The 16,213-nt window shown below is 47.9% G+C and carries 9 protein-coding genes and 5 pseudogenes; 12 read left to right on the forward strand and 2 right to left on the reverse strand.

Annotated elements, in window-relative coordinates; genetic code table 11:
• Window positions 1–689: 689 nt before the first annotated feature.
• Window positions 690–1,721: pseudogene (locus tag CRO23_RS24070) on the reverse strand (IS3 family transposase).
• 77 nt (window positions 1,722–1,798) lie between these two features.
• Between CRO23_RS24070 and CRO23_RS25165 the strand changes: the two are divergent.
• The 6 genes and pseudogenes from CRO23_RS25165 to CRO23_RS24090 form a co-directional block, all read left to right on the forward strand.
• Window positions 1,799–2,037 (forward strand): annotated as a pseudogene (locus CRO23_RS25165) (IS91 family transposase); the annotation flags it as partial.
• 261 nt (window positions 2,038–2,298) lie between these two features.
• Window positions 2,299–3,204: a carbonic anhydrase gene (locus CRO23_RS24075; RefSeq protein ID WP_255253527.1), complete on the forward strand. Its 906-nt coding sequence runs from the start codon at window positions 2,299–2,301 to the stop codon at window positions 3,202–3,204.
• Window positions 3,201–4,718 carry a SulP family inorganic anion transporter gene (locus tag CRO23_RS24080; protein WP_097103222.1) on the forward strand — a complete coding sequence of 506 codons (1,518 nt, stop codon included), beginning with the start codon at window positions 3,201–3,203 and terminating at the stop codon, window positions 4,716–4,718. Before CRO23_RS24075 ends, CRO23_RS24080 begins: the two co-directional genes overlap by 4 nt.
• A gap of 44 nt (window positions 4,719–4,762) precedes the next feature.
• Window positions 4,763–5,312 (forward strand): annotated as a pseudogene (locus CRO23_RS24085) (transposase); the annotation flags it as partial.
• A gap of 15 nt (window positions 5,313–5,327) precedes the next feature.
• Window positions 5,328–5,539, forward strand: a pseudogene (locus tag CRO23_RS25420) (IS91 family transposase); the annotation flags it as partial.
• Between the two features lie 174 nt (window positions 5,540–5,713).
• Window positions 5,714–5,818: a hypothetical protein gene (locus CRO23_RS24090; RefSeq protein ID WP_441347591.1), complete on the forward strand. Its 105-nt coding sequence runs from the start codon at window positions 5,714–5,716 to the stop codon at window positions 5,816–5,818.
• Here CRO23_RS24090 and CRO23_RS24095 read toward each other — a convergent pair whose 3' ends face one another.
• Window positions 5,819–7,246 carry a glycerophosphodiester phosphodiesterase family protein gene (locus CRO23_RS24095; protein WP_176519343.1) on the reverse strand — a complete coding sequence of 476 codons (1,428 nt, stop codon included), beginning with the start codon at window positions 7,244–7,246 and terminating at the stop codon, window positions 5,819–5,821.
• 529 nt (window positions 7,247–7,775) lie between these two features.
• Between CRO23_RS24095 and CRO23_RS24105 the strand changes: the two are divergent.
• The 6 genes and pseudogenes from CRO23_RS24105 (at window position 7,776) to CRO23_RS24130 (ending at window position 15,651) form a co-directional block, all read left to right on the forward strand.
• Window positions 7,776–8,879, forward strand: a pseudogene (locus CRO23_RS24105) (IS3 family transposase).
• A 1,046-nt stretch (window positions 8,880–9,925) separates the two neighbouring features.
• The gene (locus CRO23_RS24110) at window positions 9,926–10,351 is read left to right on the forward strand and encodes a hypothetical protein (protein ID WP_097103228.1); all 426 of its coding nucleotides are present in this window, start codon (window positions 9,926–9,928) and stop codon (window positions 10,349–10,351) included.
• Window positions 10,352–10,392: 41 nt separating this feature from the next.
• Window positions 10,393–10,971: a response regulator transcription factor gene (locus CRO23_RS24115; RefSeq protein ID WP_097103230.1), complete on the forward strand. Its 579-nt coding sequence runs from the start codon at window positions 10,393–10,395 to the stop codon at window positions 10,969–10,971.
• Between the two features lie 161 nt (window positions 10,972–11,132).
• A complete protein-coding gene (locus tag CRO23_RS24120) occupies window positions 11,133–12,854 on the forward strand; it encodes a type I secretion system permease/ATPase (protein WP_097103232.1) in 1,722 nt (573 codons plus the stop codon).
• Window positions 12,855–12,940: 86 nt separating this feature from the next.
• Window positions 12,941–14,272: an HlyD family type I secretion periplasmic adaptor subunit gene (locus tag CRO23_RS24125; protein ID WP_097103233.1), complete on the forward strand. Its 1,332-nt coding sequence runs from the start codon at window positions 12,941–12,943 to the stop codon at window positions 14,270–14,272.
• Window positions 14,273–14,274: 2 nt separating this feature from the next.
• The gene (locus tag CRO23_RS24130) at window positions 14,275–15,651 is read left to right on the forward strand and encodes a TolC family outer membrane protein (protein ID WP_097103235.1); all 1,377 of its coding nucleotides are present in this window, start codon (window positions 14,275–14,277) and stop codon (window positions 15,649–15,651) included.
• Window positions 15,652–16,213 lie beyond the last annotated feature (562 nt).

Genomic DNA, 16,213 nt, shown 5'->3' on the forward strand with positions numbered 1-16,213 from the left:
TCTAACCTACTTTTTTCGGTTTTTTAAATCATTTTATATCGAATATTGCTAGCATCATTGCAAAACCTCTTCAACAACTTTTCCTTTCATATCAATCTCAATGCAACAAACCTCTTATTTAGCATAAAACCAACTAATTCAAATTTATTTAATGTTCGCTTTCATATGATTCAAATTTAGCTTACCAAACATCCAATAATCAACCAAAGTGACAACCACCAACAAATAAAGAATAAAACACTAAATTTTTTAAAAAAAAAGCATCAACAACCAGAAAAACAAAATAGTCAAATCAAAAAAGAATATAATTCTGATTTTTTTTCCCCACGGAAGATGTTTTAATGTGAATTACGCCAAATTATTACTGAATGCAATACTCCAAATAAATAAATTATTTAGAACATAACACTAAAAAAAACAATAAAAACAAATATTATAATAAAAAAACAAATAAAATATTGATTTTTAACAGATTAGTGAAATTATTTTGTTTCGGGGAAGTCTGTAGGACTTTGTTGGCGAGGTTTTACAGTGAGCAGTTGATATCGGTCCTGGTGTAAGCATTCCGGCTTTAGTTCCATGCACTTTTTGATATATCCGGTGTTTTGATCCCTTCCCAATATCGCTACCAGGCTAAATCAGAGAACCGGGCCTTTTTGACCTTGGCCCAAAATCAGTGCAGTGCTAAATCAGAGATCTTCGTCTTTCCGGAGACTTCGGATGAGTTCAGCCGGAGTCATGTCATTTAATGATGAATGCGTCCTTTCGTGATTGTATTCCCTGCGCCAGCTGTCGAGTTTGTTCTGAGCATCTTCCAGTGACAGGAACCAGTGAATATTCAGGCATTCGTCCCGCAGACTGCCGTTAAATGACTCAATAAACGGGTTATCTGTTGGTTTTCCCGGGCGGGAGAAGTCCATCGTAACACCGTGCTCATACGCCCATTTATCCAGACTTTTCGAAATAAACTTCTGACCACATCTTCGCCTTTCAGCGATTTTCCGGCATGGATCGCCAGACATTCCCGACTAAAATTATCCACTACAGTCAGTGCCCGAAAACGCTGCCCGTTAAACAGATTATCCGACACAAAATCCATACTCCAGCACTGATCGACATGCGTCAGAATCGGGCGCTGCTGACGGCGTGCTGCACTGACATGTCTGCGGGGACGCTTTCTGCGCAGGTTCAGACCTTCCAGGCAATAAATCCGGCGGCTTTTCTTGTGGTTAACAAGCCAGCCTTCCCGCCGCAACTGAATATGAATACGCGGGCAACCATACCGTATCCGGGTTTCCGCGATTTCCCGGATACGCAGGGTTATCGCCCGATCATCACGCCGGCTCTGCCAGTGGTAACCGTTCTGCTCTGCATCAGTAACCCGCATCCCCGGCGGACGCTGATGCGGTATGCTTCCTGCAGAAAATGCACCGCCTGGCGCTTCTGAGCCGGCCTCAGAACTTTTGTTTTAGCACCTCCTGAAGCATTTCCTTGTCAAGACTCAGGTCGGCCACCAGTTTCTTCAGCCGTTGATTTTCATCCTCCAGTTGCCGCAGCCGTCGCAGTTCCGTCACACCCAGACCGGCAAATTTCTTCTTCCAGTTATAAAAAGTGGCCTAAGAAATCCCCATCTTTCTGCAGACTTCCCCGACGCGGGTGCCGGTTTCGGCCTGTTTCAGCGCAAACGCAATCTGTTCTTCGGCATAACGGGTCTTTTTCATGGCGATGTGCCTCACTGTGAGAGGGAAGAACGACCGGATACTTCAGTTTAGACTGGTACTGTTTTCAGGGAGGAGATCAGGTTTACGAAGTGCTGGCGATGACGGTACGGGAGAAACCGAAGCGTCCCGGGCTTTGCTATGCTGACGAAAGGCTTCCTGAGCATCGACCCGTACCAGTGCATCCTCTGCAAAGGTCGGCTACGTTTTGCCGGTGCCGTGGCGGGCAAACACGCGACAAAAATGCTTTCTGACAGGCTGTCATCGGATGACCAAAAAGCGATGGATTCAAATGCCGAAGCTGGATGAGTCCGCCTGAAAAACAGGTTTTAGATTAAAAACACATCAAAATAGTTTTTTACACATAAACTATAGCAATACGTCACCATCAGGGGATACAGCGCGCTACCGTTTATGATCAGTCGCTTTCAAAAGTTACGCTCCAATTTCCTAACCATGAACACACAGCCCAAAGATACGAACCAACCGGCGTAAAGCTATGTAAAACCTTATTGACCTTTGAGTCAACTCCAATGTTGAAATGCCCACTGCCCAAAGCATACAACATGCAGGAAGCTCTATGACCCACTTTTCCTCCATCCCTGACTGGCTTGGCCGCCATGATCGCCTTCACCCGTCGAACCCGCACGGTGATCTGTCAAAATATCACCCTGTCTCTCGGCATCAAAAGCATCTTCTTGCTGGCCAGTTTGTTGGTCCTGGATTGTTGGTCGCCATTCTGGCCGACTCTGGGAACATCGTTGTAGTGACGTTCAATACCCTGCGTCTCCTGTGCAAAATACCGCTAATCCCCCACACAAAAGGATGTTGCCGTATGACTTTTCTGACCCTGAATTTATTGCTGGCTCGTAATCGTATCTGGTCATCGCTCTTGCAGCGAGACGATAAGGCCTATTTTCAACGTCACCAGGCAGGACAAACCCCTCGCTGTCTGTGGATCGGGTGTGCCGACAGTCGCGTGCCAGCGGAAAGCCTGGTACAGGCGCAACCTGGAGAATTGTTCGTGCTGCGCAATGTGGCCAATCAGGTCAGCCCCGAAGACGACAATATCATGAGTGGGATTGAGTATGCCCTGACAACACTCGCCATCGACACGATAGTCATCTGCGGTCACACAGAATGCGGCGGAGTGGCCTACGCAGCACAGCAGGCAGCCTTACCCCCGTCGGACAGCGGGGGAGACACGCCCCTCAAACGGCAACTGGCCGACCTGATCAATGATTTTCGCACATCGCCCACGTCACAGGACGTTCCGACACAAACGCTGGTTGAACGTAATGTTCGCCTGCAACTCGCTCGCCTTCGACAACTTCCTCTGGTGCAAAGGTTAATGGACACTCATGGAGTGACGTTGTTCGGTTGTGTCTACAATTTAACCAACGGCCAACTGATTGCTCTGGAAGCAGACACAGAAGTCGGCATGGATGAGAACGAGGAACCGTATATAAAAGGAGAAAGTGCATGACATGGAACCAACGAATTAGCCTGTTGCGTCAGGATATTGGTGCCGGGATCGTGGTATTTTTGGTGGCGTTGCCTCTGTGCCTCGGGATTGCCCAAGCCGTTGGTGCGCCGCCCCTCGCCGGCCTGCTCAGCGGTATTATCGGCGGATTGGCAATCACCCTGCTCAGCCCTTCCCCCTTGTCGGTCAGTGGGCCGGCGGCCGGATTGATCACTTTGACGTTAAGCGCCGTCGCCACCTTGGGTAGCCTATCGGCCCTATTGACCGCCCTGGTTTTGGCAGGACTCGTACAGGTCATAATGGGGGTTTTGCGCATCGGGCGACTGGCGGGACTCATTCCGAGCAGCGTCATTCGCGGCATGCTGGCGGCCATCGGTCTGATGCTGATCTTGCAGCAATTACCGGTTGCCGTGGGGTACATTCCTGACCGGATCTGGTTCCAGGATATCTCCTTGCACATCTTTCAGGATGTCACTCCCGGTTCCGTATTTATCCTACTCGGCAGCCTGATACTCTTGATCATCTGGGAAATGCCTTATAGCCGGCGGGTCGGGTTGACGCGTATTCCGGCCCCGCTCATCGTGGTATTCTGGGGGATCCTCGCCGTTACGGTCTTGTCTCAACTTGATGAGGTCTGGCGTATTCCCTTGAGTCAACGAGTCCAGTTGCCAGATTGGTCGCCGGGCACTGGCTGGCCCTTGTCACTGCCCGACTGGTCGGTGCTTTACCAACCAGCACTGTATAGCGTGGCACTGAGTATCGCAATTGTGGCCAGCCTGGAAACCTTACTCAGCCTGGAGGCCACCACGAAAATCGATCCTTTGCATCGGGCGCCGCACTCCGATCGGGAGCTGATGGCTCAAGGCACAGGCAATCTGTTAAGCGGGTTGCTCGGTGGGTTGCCACTTACTGCCGTTATCGTTCGCAGCTCCGCCAACGTTTACGCCGGCGCTCAAACTCGTTTCTCCGCGTTCTTCCACGGCGTGCTACTGCTGCTCAGTGCCCTTTATTTAGCCCCGTTGCTCAACACCATTCCGCTGGCCAGCCTGTCTGCCATCCTGATTTTTACCGGGTATAAGTTGGCATCACCGACGCTGTTTATAACCCAATGGCGCCAGGGGATCACCCATTCGATCCCGTTTGCCGTCACCGTGCTGGCTATCTTGGCTGTCGGTATGCTTGAAGGGATCGCATTGGGCATGGTGTGCCAATTGCTATTCAGTGTCATGCAGGCCGAACGAAATACCCTCAACCTAACCACGCAAGGAAACATTCGGTTGTTGCAGATCCACAAAAACATCACGTTCATGAGCAAGCCTCAACTCTGTCGGTTGCTGGACAGTATTCCCGACAACTCGATGGTGTTCGTGGAAACTGCCCCCGGTGTCGTGTTGCCCCCTGATTTGTTGGAGGTCCTAAAAAACTTCGAAACGCAGTCTGGCCCGCGAGGTCTATCGGTGGAGATGTCTCCCCAATTGCAGACCCAGCTTGCACATCTGAGTACGTTTTCACATTAACAGGGCGGTGTAGTGGCACAGTAAATTTGGCCACCTGATTAAAGGTGATATTCTCACCTCAACATGAAACAAGTGACTTAATGAACAAGAAAACTAAGCGTACTTTCACCACTGAGTTCAGGCTGGAATGTGCACAGCTGATTGTTGATAAGGGATACTCGTATCGGCAAGCCAGTGAGGCGATGAATGTCGGCTCCACCACGCTTGAGAGTTGGGTACGCCAGCTCAGGCAAGAGTGCCAGGGGGTGCCAGGGGGTGCCCCCATTACCGCTGAACAGCAACGTATCCGCGAGCAGGAAAAGCAGGTTCGCCGCCTGGAGGAGCAGAATGCGATATTAAAAAAGCTACTGCGCTTTTGATGTCCGACTCACTGGACGGTTCACGATAGTTGCCAGACTGAATGACAGTCACACGGTTGTTACCCTTTGCTCCGCTCTGGGAATACACCGTAGTAGTTACCGGTACTGGCGAAAACGACGCGATACTGTCACTCCGGCGCGAGTCAAGTTGTACAGCGAAATACGGCAAGCATGGAACCAGAGTCGGGGCTCTGCTGGCGCACGCACTCTGGCTGAAATGCTGACCCAGAACGGCTCCCGATGAGTTGTACGAGAGAAACCGAAGCGTCCCGGGCTTTGCTGTGCTGCTGACGAAAGGCTTCCTGAGCACCGCCCCGTACCAGTGCATCCTCTGCAAAGATCGGCTACGTTTTGCCGGTGCCGTGGCGGGCGAACACGCGACAAAAATGCTTTCTGACAGGCGGTCATTGGATGACAAAAAAGCGATGGATTCAAATGCCGAAACTGGATGAGTGCGCCTGAAAAATCGGCTTTAGCTTAAAAAACGGCAAAACTGACATTTTTGCGCATTACAACGCAGCAGTCCCACCACATAAGGCTCGCCAGCAAGGGTCGTTATTGATCGCGTTTTAAGGATTAACGTAGATTAGACTCTTATAATCTATCTACATATAACCGCACCAAAGACAGTATCTGATAAGATTAAGCAGAACATCACTGTCATTTTCGGCGTCGATTAAACTGCATGACAAGATTACCGGCCACTATTCTTATGATAACTCACTATCAGCATTGCAGTAATTATCCAAAATCACCCGGTGTCACACCATTAACTTCCAGTTCTAAAACAGGGGAGGGAATATTTTCATTTACTGGTATATAACTTAACTGGCTTTCAACATCAACAGTAACATTCCCTACCATCACTTTATTTCGGACAACATGATCATCACTAATCGCATCCTTCATTAACACCTCTCCGCCGTTGATAAAATCAATAACCAAGTTGTTACCTTGACTTGAGAAACTAACATCGGACAATTCAACATTTTTAATTTTAACCAAACCGTTTCCGGTTACGATATCTCGACCTTGAAGCTCAGCATCATAATTCAACACATCGGTATTATCTAGCTGAATCAAGTTAATTCCCGCACCACCAATAATACTATTATTCCCACCGAAAGAATAAATAATATCATTTCCTCCCCCACCATTTATAACATTATTCCCACCGTAGGAAATGATCGTATCATTGCCACCATCAGCAAAGATAGTTGCATTATCAGTTATAGCTACAATATTGTCATCTCCTTGCATTGCATAGACAGTATACTTCTCCTCTGTGCTATTTAATGTGATGTTATTGCTCTCTTGATCACCATATACAACATTAACTCCATCTTTGCTGTCAAAATACTTACGGGCAGTTTCTGAGTTATCCACATATATAGCATCAAAGCCAGCGTTGTACAACCCATCGTAAACGTGATCGCTTGCACCTTTCGTTGCTGTATAAGCATGAACTTCCTTTCCGCTATCTTTAATCACCTCCACAATATTTTTTAACGCCTTATTAGTTGTACCAAACTGACTATAAATACCATAACCATCAACAAATTTATTTACTTCATCGTTAGAAATATGGCTATAAGCTTTTGCTGATGAAACGAAAGGAATAGCATCTTTAATCTCCCCCCAAATCACCTGTTCAAATTTTACAAGCTTTATCAGAGGTGGTGTTCCGGCAGAAAATTCCGATGAAAGATTAGGAAATGATACATCATGCATGTATTTTAAGGCATCAAGGTCAAAGCTATTGACATAAATCCGTTCTGGATCGGTGAATCCTTTTTCAGCTAATGTCGCAACAGCTTTATCCGCAGCATCCAGAGTCGCCTGTTTTGTTACCCCTTCTTTAATTTCAAACGTTATACCAACTTTCCTACCAGTCTCAATTTCCTTTTTATTAACCAAATCTATCACTTCTGAAAATGTTGCCAAATCAGGATATTTTTTTAATGCTTCGGCATAGGTAATGTTGGCAAACCCGCCTTTAATATCGTCATGGCTACAAACCAAAACACCATCTTTAGTAATATATAAATCAGGTTCAACATAATCAGCACCAAAGTTAATGGCGAAATCATACGCTTTAAGTGTATGCGCAGCAATTTCATTACCTTCGGTATCAAAGGCTGTTCCTCGATGAGCAAGTAACTTAACCATTTTTTGACTCCTCATATAAAATAATTAAAAACCAACAAACACTCACACAAATCAAATGACATGTTAGAAACCTAATGTAGGCTAAGAAGCACCACAACAAAAATCAGAATACCTACATGAACTTGTCGTATCCATGTTTAAAACAACCAACTCACAACTCAACACCGCCGTAACAATACGGTAACATCACTTTTATAAAGACACTGTGACATTGTTCAAAAAACGACCCAAAAATGTTCTAAAAAGAAAATCAAATGCGCGGTTTCAGCCGTTCTACAATTTTGAGTTTCGCCATTAACAATAGAATGGTTAATTAATTGAAAAATATTATTTTATATGTTCAATGGACCTGCCAAGAGTCTAACCATGTGGTCTTCAGATTATCTTCATCGAAAGAGGTCTCTCTCCAATAAAAATTTTATACAACCTAAGAATCAACGCAACACCGGTGACCCTGCCCCAAAATCCTGCTCCATTCAGAAACAGAATTCCGACATGATGAATACTTCCCTGAGCGGAGGTTATGCCGATGAAAAAGTCACGATTCACCGAAGAGCAGATTGTCTTTGCCCTGAAACAGGCCGAACTAGGTACGAGCGTGCCCGAAGTCTGCCGTAAGCTGGGCATCTCCGATGCCACGTTTTACATCTGGCGAAAAAAATATGGCGGGATTTCCCCTTCTGAGCTGAAGCACATGCGGCAGCTTGAGGAAAAGAATCTCAGGCTGAAGAAGCTGGTTGCCGATCTCAGCCTCGACAAAGCCATGCTGCAGGATGTCCTGGCAAAAAAGAACTGACGCTGGCGCGCCTGCGCGAATGGGGCCGGGACCTGCAGGCACGTTACGGGGCCAGCGAGAGACAGGTCTGTTTTGCACTACAAATCAGCCGCAGCTCTTTCCGCTACCGCTCTGTGGCGGCAGACGACAGTGCACTCCGCCTGCGAATCAGGGAAATCACCGAAGCCCGCGTTCATTATGGCTACCGCAGAGTTCACGTCATGCTCAGGCGGGAGGGCTGGCGGGATAATCACAAACGCATTTACCGGCTCTATCGCGAACAGGGTCTGTCCCTGCGTCTCAAACGCCCGCGGCGGAACAAATCGGCGCAGCGGCGACAACCGCAGCCTGAGGGGCTGTATCCGAATCATGTCTGGGGCATGGATTTTGTCTCTGACGCCTTATTTGACGGATGTCGGTTACGTCTGCTGATGGTCATTGATCTCTACACGCGCGAATGTCTGGGGATCTGCGTGGGTCAGAATTTGCGTTCAACAGAGGTGGCAGAAATGCTGAATAGTATAGCGATCAGACGTCCTTTACCTCAGTTTCTGAAAACCGATAATGATTCTGAGTTGCAGGGAAAATGCTGGACAGATGGGTGTACGAAAGAGGCTTCAGAATCGACTTATCACGCCCGGGAACACCAACGGACAATGCGACGGTGGAATCATTCAACGACAGATTACGGCAGGAATGTCTGAACGAGAGCTGGTTTATGTCTTTGGAGGATGCACGATGCAAAATCGAGGCCTGGCACGTACACTCCAGAGACGTCCCCATTCTGCGCTGGGCTGGATGACCCCGTCCGAATTTACCGAAAAGTCTGCCGGTAGCCAGAATACACAACCAACATGAAGCCGGTTATTCCTGATTATGACTAAAGCATATTCGGGGTAAGGGTCATATGGAGACACTACTAATATCAGGGTGTATTAATCAACTGGGAGCAGGTCATATTAGACGCCGTCTGAATTTTCGGCGGCTTGGAGAAAGGGGCTTTCTGAGAGTAAAGGAGCCGACATGACCAACTAAGAGCTTTATCTAATTTTGAGGGGCAGCTCAGTGGAGGTGAGTGCCGTCTTGCTGAGGGTGACATCATGTTTGTCGAGATACCGACTCCAACCTATCATGCCGCAGCTGTTCTCAGTCAGTGTGGTGGCGGAGATCGAGCAAGCGGATCGCCAGGTGACGCCCCACGTTGATGTGGGGCAGCGGCAGCAGTGCTACTGTGCTCGCACCGCAGGTACGCTACGTTTGGTCGGTTGTGGTGATTTGGATGTTAGGCTATTGTTCCAAACGCTCGAACCGAGTTGAGCTAGTTTCAGCAATCAATAATTAAGCACTGTTACTTAGATTACAATGCTCGATTTCGAAAAAAAACGCTACGACTTACAAAAAAATAATCCTAAAAGATACAAGCACCTTCTAATTTTTTAGACAGCGTAGCCAACATTACCCACCAATCAACTGATTGATAAATATTGCAAAAAATGTATTATTCGGTAACCAGTGGTAACAACCCCCCCCTACGTTTTATCACAAACACCCATTTGTTTTGTGTTGTTTTTGTATAGCATTGATTTTAAAGCAAAAAAAATAACAAACAAAAAAACATTAGCATAAAAAACCATTTTTATTTTCTATTTGTTTTTTTATTTTAGATTTATGTATTTTTTTGGTTTTTTTGACTAACATATTCATCCCAACAAATACTTCTTCTCGTGAGCATCATGGAAAGGTGTTAATTTCGAAAAAAACACAAACGACAACATATAAACCTAAAAACAAAAACAAAAAAGGAATTAAATATCAAAAACATCACTTACTTCACATGTTTGCAATATTGCGGATATATTTTGTACACTTTTAATACCGGGGAAAAACTATAGGTAATCATTAATATGGCGGACATTAATGAACGTAATATCAACCAAGAGCAAGAGATCGATAAAACCATTTATGGCTATGTGATCAATGATATTATATTCTTTGATGCTCGCCGTGGTTGTCTTTGGAACATAGACGCAAAAAACCTTGGTAGCAATTTTATAAAGCGGGTGGTTTTGCGAAAGACAACAAATAGATTATTGATATTTTTACTTTTCAATTGCGTTAGCAATTTAACACCAATGAATGTTAATACCTTAATGTTCAATGTATGGGATAAATATGATCTGCAATCGTCTAATCAACGGTTGTGGCAGGCGGTTAAGTTTCTAAACTTTAAAATAATGGAACTAGGCGGCCCTCGGGAATTATTCTTTCGTTCTGGCGGAGATTTGTTTATTAACAATTACGCTAATATAAAACTACTCCAAGTGAATTAAATGCTCACTGTGGATTTATTTCAATAGCCGGAGGTCTGTAAATGCGCTATCACATTATTAGTGATGACAATTTTTTCTTGTTAGGTTGCAAAGAAATATTTGAACAAAGCGCTTGCATGATAAATTGTTTGCGTTTTGACAGTCAATGGATTAGATATATGATTGACCATGTTGACAAAGGTGATATTGTTATGGTTAATATGAGTACACATATAAAAAAACATTTGATCTTGGAAAGAATTTCGTTTATTGGTGCTGTAGCAATCCCGTTCATTGAAATTCCAAGAAATAAAACAAGCACTCCAAGTTGGATGGAGCATTTTATTTCAACCAGTATGCCAGTTGAAGAATTAATCTCGCACGTCAATGAAATACATGAAAATAAGACAAGAAATTCCAAGCGTCACTTTTTGTCAAAGAGAGAAATTGAAATCATGGGAGAACTTCTTAATGGTTGCTCTATATATGATTTATCAAAAAAATTAAATGTAGCAAAAAAAACGATCTACAGCCACAGGCGTAATGCTTTGATAAAAATAGGGGCCAGCTCACACTATTACTATATTGTAAAATATAAAGATCACATCCTTCCCAGAAGGTTCCGTTCGTGGCTTTCTTAATAGCTACCACTCAAAAAAATCCTTAAATGTGATGCATGTGATCTTTCTCAGTTACAATACTGCGAATGTAGTTATTCGTCCTTGGGCAATTACTACTTTTTTCATATCCATTAAATAAAGTGTACTAAGCTGATTTCAGCCATCATAATCAAGGTGTTATTTTGCGTCATTTAATCATTAATAATGAAATTGCAGATGTTATACGAACTCGCAGCAAGGTTTTTTGGACTGTTGGCATATTTACCGCATTTATTAATTTATTAATGCTAGTTCCTTCTATCTATATGCTCCAGGTTTATGACCGGGTGCTTCCTTCTCGCAATGAGATCACGCTGTTGATGCTGACGCTGATCATGCTGGGCATGTTCGGCATGATGTCGCTGTTGGAATACGTGCGCAGCATGGTGGTGATCCGCATCGGCAGCCAGCTGGATATGCGGCTCAACACGCGAGTCTACACTGCGGCCTACGAGGCGAATCTGAAAAGCGGTTCTTCCGACGCCGGCCAGATGCTGAGCGACTTGACCAATCTGCGCCAATTCCTCACTGGCAGCGCACTGTTCGCCTTCTTTGATGCGCCGTGGTTTCCGATCTATCTGTTGGTGATATTCCTGTTTAATCCTTGGTTGGGGCTTTTCGCCCTGGTCGGTGCGCTGTTGCTGATCGCATTGGCGGTGATCAACGAAATGGTATCGAAAAAGCCGCTGGCGGAGGCCAGCAAGCTGTCGATTATATCCGGTACGCTGGCCAGCACCAATCTGCGAAATGCCGAAGTGATCGAAGCTTTGGGGATGTTGCCTAACCTGAAACGCCGGTGGTTCGGTCTGCACCAGCGGTTCTTGAACAGTCAGCGCATCGCCAGCGAACGCGCATCGCGGGTCACGTCGATTACCAAGTTCGTGCGCATGTCGCTGCAATCATTGGTGCTGGGTCTGGGGGGCTGGCTGGCGATCGATGGGTACATCACGCCCGGTATGATGATCGCCGGCTCCATTCTGATGGGGCGAACCCTGGCGCCGATTGAGCAGGTTATTAACGTCTGGAAGAGCTACAGCGCGGCAAAGCTTTCTTATGGCCGGTTGGTCAAGCTGCTGGAAACGCATCCGCAACGGGGTACCGGCATGTCCTTGCCGCGCCCGGAAGGGGTGCTGGCCGTAGAAGGCGTCACCGCCACGCCGCCGGGATCCCAAGGCGATGCGGTATTGCATAACGTGAGTTTTGCCATCCAGCCCGGTGACGTGCTGGGGATCATTGGCCCGAGCGCGTCGGGGAAATCGACGCTGGCGCGTTTGCTGGTCGGCATTTGGCCGGTCAGCGAAGGGATTGTTCGGTTGGATAATGCCGACATCTATCAGTGGAACAAGGATGAGTTGGGGCCGTATATCGGCTATCTGCCACAGGACATTGAGCTGTTTGCCGGGACTATCGCCGAGAATATCGCCCGCTTTAACGATATTGACTCAGAGAAAGTCATTGAAGCCGCCAAGCTGGCCGGTGTGCACGAACTGATCCTGCGTTTCCCTAACGGCTACGATTCGGTGCTCGGCAACGGTGGCGCTGGGTTGTCCGGTGGACAGAAACAGCGTATCGGCCTGGCGCGCGCATTATACGGCGACCCTTCGTTGGTGGTATTGGATGAGCCTAACTCCAACCTGGATGATGCGGGCGAGCAAGCGTTGAACCAGGCCATTATGTTCCTCAAGCAACGTAATAAAACGGTGGTGCTGATTACCCATCGCACCAATTTGCTGTCGATGACCAGCAAGTTGTTGCTGTTGGTGAATGGCAACGTCAACGCGTTTGGTCCAACACAGCAGGTGCTACAAGCCTTAGCTAAAGCACAGATGCCTTCGCAGGCGGCGCATGCGATGAGCTCCATGTAGAATGAAAACAATATGCAAAACCCAAATTAATTAAGCCGTGAATTGCCTGATGGTTTTATTGCCGTCCGCAGTGTAAAGGAGTTGGTATGTCGACGCACATTGGCGAGCCGCAAGACTCGTATATTGAAGAGATCCCGCAGGATGAACGGCGGTTTACCCGGATGGGCTGGTTGGTCGTGGGAATTGGCCTGTTCGGATTTTTGGCCTGGGCAGCGTTCGCGCCTCTGGATAAAGGGGTGGCATCGCCGGGATCGGTAACCGTTTCCGGCAACCGCAAAACGGTGCAGGCCCCGGCCAGCGGCATCATCAAAAAAATTATGGTGAAAGACGGCGACAAGGTGAAAGCCGGAGAAGTCCTGGTGCAGTTGAGCCAGGTGCAGGCACAGGCGCAGGTCGACTCCCTGCGCGACCAGTACTACACCACGCTGGCCACCGAAGGGCGTTTACTCGCCGAGCGCGACGGTCTGAGCAAGGTCACTTTTTCCCCTATTTTTGCCCAGATCAAAACTCAGCCGCGCGTGGCCGAAATCATCGCGTTGCAAACGCAACTGTTCGCCTCCCGCCGCCAGGGGCTGCAAAGTGAAATTGAAGGCTATAAGCAGTCGATGGATGGGATCCGCTTCCAGTTGAAAGGCCTGCAGGATTCGCGCGCCAACAAGCAGATCCAACTTTCCAGCCTGCGTGAGCAGATGAACAGCATGAAGCAACTGGCGGCGGACGGCTACCTGCCGCGCAACCGCTACCTGGAAGTGCAGCGTCAGTTTGCCGAGGTGAACAGCAGCATCGATGAAACCATCGGGCGGATTGGCCAGCTGCAAAAGCAGCTGCAGGAATCTCAGCAGCGTATCGACCAGCGTTTCGCCGACTATCAGCGCGAGGTCAGGACGCAACTGGCGCAAACCCAAATGGACGCCAGCGAGTTTCGCAACAAGCTGCAAATGGCCGATTTCGATCTGGGCAACACCGCCATCACTTCACCGGTGGATGGCACCGTGGTCGGATTGAATATCTTCACTCAGGGGGGCGTCGTGGGAGCGGGTGACCACCTGATGGACGTTGTACCCAGTCAGGCGACATTGGTGGTGGATTCTCGCCTCAAAGTCGACCTGATCGATAAAGTGTACAACGGGTTGCCGGTGGATCTGATGTTTACTGCCTTCAACCAAAACAAAACCCCGAAAATTCCGGGAACGGTCACGTTGGTTTCCGCCGATCGTCTGGTCGACAAAGCCAACGGTGAACCTTACTACCAGATGCAGGTCACGGTCTCGCCGGAGGGCATGAAGATGCTCAGTGGCGAGGACATCAAGCCGGGGATGCCGGTCGAGGTGTTCGTGAAAACGGGGTCGCGCTCGCTGCTGAGCTATCTGTTTAAACCTATTTTGGATCGCGCTCATACTTCATTAACCGAGGAATAATTTTGATTCAATCAAAACGACAGGCTGCCGGTCTGGTTATCGGCACCCTTTTATTTGCGATATCTGCGCCGGTTTATTCGATAGGGATTTTAGACGCATATTCGCTGGCATTAGAGAAGGACCCGACTTTCCGGGCGGCTATAAAAGAGAAAGAAGCGGGAGATGAGAACGAAAACATCGGCAGGGCGGGGCTGCTGCCGAAGGTGTCGTTGAACTATCAGAATTCACCGCGTAACTGGCAGACGCAAAAATACCCGCAGAGCGACTTTTTCGGCAATGTTTCGGAGGTCACACGGCGGCAGCAATATCGCAGTTATTCCAGTTCGATCACGTTGACGCAGCCGCTATTCGACTATGAAGCGTACGCGCGTTACAAAGCCGGCGTGGCACAGACGATGATGTCGGACGAGCGCTATCGCGGCAAGTTGCTGGATCTCGCGGTTAGGGTGATTAACGCCTATGTCGAAGTCGCCTATTCCAAGGATCAAATCGCGTTGGCCGAAGCGCAAAAGGCGGCTTACAAGGAACAGCTGACCTTGAACGATCACCTGAAGAGCGCCGGTGAAGGCACCATTACCGACGTATCGGAAACCCAGGCGCGCTACAGTCTGGCCGAAGCGCAGGTCATCGAAGCGCGCGATGCGCTGGACGCCGCCCAGCGCGAGCTGGAAGTGATTATCGGCATGCCGCTGAACCAGCTGGATGAATTGCAGGTGTTGCGGCCGGGCAAGTTCAAGGTGGCACCGCTGATCCCGTCCAAGTTCGAAGAATGGCAAAAGATCGCGCTGGAGAACAACCCGGTGCTGGCCGCCTCGCGTCATGGCGTGGACGCCGCCAAGTATGACGTCGAAAGGAATCGTGCGGGCTTTATGCCGCAGGTTCAGCTGTATGCTTCGCATTCGGAAAACGACTCCAGCAGCGATAACACGGTTAACCAGAAATATCGCACCAATAGCATCGGTGTGCAGGTCAGCATACCTATTTATTCCGGCGGCGGCGTTTCGGCGTCGACCCGGCAGGCGGCAGCGCGCTATGGCCAGGCGATGTATGAAATGGATGCACAGACAGGCACCACGCTCAACGATCTGCGCAAGCAGTACAATCTGTGCATCAGCAGCCGTGCCAAGGTGGCGGCCTATGAGCTGGCGGTACAATCGGCGACTACACAGGTGACGGCGACCCGGCAAAGCGTGCTGGCCGGACAACGTGTCAACGTTGACGTGCTCAACGCCGAACAGCAGCTCTATAGCGCCCAGCGCGATCTGGCTTCCGCCAAGTACGCCTACATCAAGTCCTGGATTACCTTGCTGAGCGACTCCGGTACGTTAGATGAAAAAGATGTCATACGGGTGGCTCAGTATTTTACTAGCAGCCAATAATTACAATAAATAAGGGATGATTGCGGGTAAAACCTCTAATTAAGTAGGTGCATCTCATCGATCAACGTGCCTCTTGGCTTGCAAAGTGCCGCTTTGATCCTTTGAGAAAAACCCCCGCCAAACCTGTCGTAAGCAACAGTTCATCTCGTGGCTAGAGCTCAAACAGCAACTTTTTGATGCCAAGAAGATTAATCTGGAGCCGGAAGTATCAATGCACCGCTGGCTGATGGCAGGCGCTAGGGAATTGTGACCATAGTAGAGCGATTTCGACTTTTCACTGCTTATTCTGACCCACATCTCACGCCAACGTAACAATGCCAATCAGACAGAACACTATGAATCTAACAGGGTATTCAACATTCCAGTGATAGGTTTATCGGTTTTTTTTGTTTTTTATAAAAAAGAGATTTATTTTGTTATGTTTTTTTTAGTGTTTTATCCTGCATAGCGGTGTTTATTTAATAGTTTAAACCATAAAAAATGCGATTACTAGTTTTATTTTTTTTATTTTCCGCACAAATTGGTAACAAGAACCAAAACAAAATACCGTCAATTTATTTGT

Source organism: Serratia sp. JKS296 (assembly GCF_900215445.1).
Taxonomy (GTDB): domain Bacteria; phylum Pseudomonadota; class Gammaproteobacteria; order Enterobacterales; family Enterobacteriaceae; genus Serratia; species Serratia marcescens.